Genomic DNA, 1,995 nt, shown 5'->3' with positions numbered 1-1,995 from the left:
GCGCGGCGTCCCGCCGGCCGGCCACCGCCACGCCCCCCGGCCCGCCGCCAAGCTGGGCCGCCGCGTAGCCGATCAGAAAGGCGGTCAGCGGCGCGGCCGGGCGGGCCACCCCGTGCGCGACCACCCGGGTGAGGTCGAGCAGTCCCCGGACGTCGACGTCCAGGTCGATGCCCAGGTCGGCCCTGACCTCGGCGATCCAGTCTTCCAGCGTGCGCTCCATGCGCCCATGCTGCCTGATCGGCGGTTTCCCCGGAGTGTTCGCCCCGTGTGCGGCGCGCGTCGTTTCCCGCACGGACGCCCGCGCGGGCCGTGCACACGGACCCCGAGGGAGCCCCTACGACCGGTCGCGCTCCCGGGCCTGTTCGAGGTCCTCCCAGGTGTCGCAGTCGTAGGCGACGTTGTCGGTGTCGGCCACCAACTGCCGGGCGAGAGCGCCGGTGAGGCGGCGCAGCGGGAGGCCGGCCGGATCGCCGAGGGCGGCCAGCGCGGTGCGCAGCGGGGCGGTGCGGTAGGCGGCGGCGAGCGGCTGGTCGCGCCCGCCGGCGTCGACCAGGACGGCGGCGTCGACGGCCGGGCCGGCCTCGGCGAGGGCGGTGACCAGCCGGTCGACGGTCCGCCGGTCCAGGAACGGCAGGTCGGCGGCGAGCAGCAGCACGGTTGGCGCGGTGACCAGGTCGAGTCCGGCGGCGACGGCGGCGACCGGCCCGCCGCCCGGCGGCTGCTCCCTGGTCCAGCGGACGCCGGTGCGCGCGGTCGGCCGGCCGGGGCCGACCACGACGGTGGTGCGGGCGCCCGCGCAGGCGGCGAGCACCCGGTCGAGCAGGGTGGTCTCGCCCACGGTCAGCCCGGGTTTGTCGGCCCCGCCGAGGCGACGGGCGGCCCCGCCGGCCGGGACGATCACGTCGTAGGGCGTCATGCGGCCAGTATCCGCCCTACTCGGCTTCGCCCTTCCCGGGCTCCGTGCGCTCCTCGGTGATCTCGTCCTCGACGATCTCCGCCTCGATGATGTCGTCCTCGACGATCTCCGCCTCGACGATCTCGCCCCCTCGTGCCGCCCGGGCGGTGTTGGCGGCGGCGCCCAGTTCCAGGATGGCCGGCAGCGTCAGCTCCCCGTACCGCTCGTTCATCGCGGTGACCAGTGCCTCCGGGTCGTCCGGGTGCACGGCCAGCAGCCGGTCGAAGTCCTGGAGGTACTCGCCGGTGAAGGCGAGCACCCGGGCGGCGTCGTCGCCCTGGTCGGGGGCGCGGTGGCCGGCGATGACCCGGTCCACGCCGAGGTCGGCGATCCGGCCGAGGTTGTGGCCCCAGGTGGTGCGCTGGGCCGGGGTGGTGTCGGCGGTCCAGACGTGGGTGCCGTTGTAGGCGAAGTCCCCGGCGATCACCGTCCGGATGCTCGGCACGTGGACGACCGTCGAGTCTCCGCAGTCGCCCTGGCCGAGCAGCAGCACGGGGATGACCTGGCGGTCGAGCATGAGGGGCTGCGGCAGCAGCGGGGCGGGGATCAGCGGGTGGTCCGGGATGTCGTCGCCGTAGACCGGCTTCCACTGGGCGACCTTGGCGGCGGCGGTGCGCCGGATGCCGTCGACCACGGCGGGCGCGGCCAGCAGCCGGGCGTCGGGGAAGAGCTTCAGCACCTCCTCGGCGCCGAAGTAGTGGTCGGGGTGGTGGTGGGTGACGACGATGGCGAGCAGTCGGCGGCCCTTGCCGGCGACCCATTCGGCGAGTTCGCGGCCGGCGCTGCGGGTGAGCTGGGCGTCGACCAGGATCGCGGTCCGCTCGCCGAGGATCAGGGTGGAAGTGGCGAAGAAGGCCGATTCGGGGCCGGTGAAGACGGCGACCTCCAGCGGGCGGGCGGGCCGCTCGTGGTCCGGGGCGGCGGCCTCGGCGGCCGTGCGCTCCGCGCCGGCGCCCTCCTCGGGCGGGGACGACGTCACTGGCTGCTCCCTCTGGTCGGCGGTCGGACTTCCTGCGCCCTACAGCATGGGAGTACCGGTG

At 75.6% G+C, this 1,995-nt stretch carries 2 protein-coding genes and 1 pseudogene; all 3 read right to left on the bottom strand.

What is annotated here, in order from left to right; translation table 11 throughout:
* Window positions 1–220 (bottom strand): DUF6457 domain-containing protein (locus ACFV6I_RS02365; RefSeq protein ID WP_380423319.1); only part of this gene is annotated, 220 nt, incomplete at its 3' end.
* A 126-nt stretch (window positions 221–346) separates the two neighbouring features.
* Window positions 347–916: pseudogene (locus ACFV6I_RS02360) on the bottom strand (molybdenum cofactor guanylyltransferase); the annotation flags it as partial.
* Between the two features lie 16 nt (window positions 917–932).
* Window positions 933–1,934 (bottom strand): MBL fold metallo-hydrolase, encoded by a 1,002-nt coding sequence (locus ACFV6I_RS02355; protein WP_380369743.1) that lies wholly within the window; start codon window positions 1,932–1,934, stop codon window positions 933–935.
* Between the last annotated feature and the right edge of the window lie 61 nt (window positions 1,935–1,995).

It is taken from the genome of Kitasatospora sp. NPDC059803 (genome assembly GCF_042732255.1).
Classification (GTDB): Bacteria; Actinomycetota; Actinomycetes; order Streptomycetales; family Streptomycetaceae; genus Kitasatospora.
This window is presented reverse-complemented; position numbering and strand designations above follow the sequence as displayed.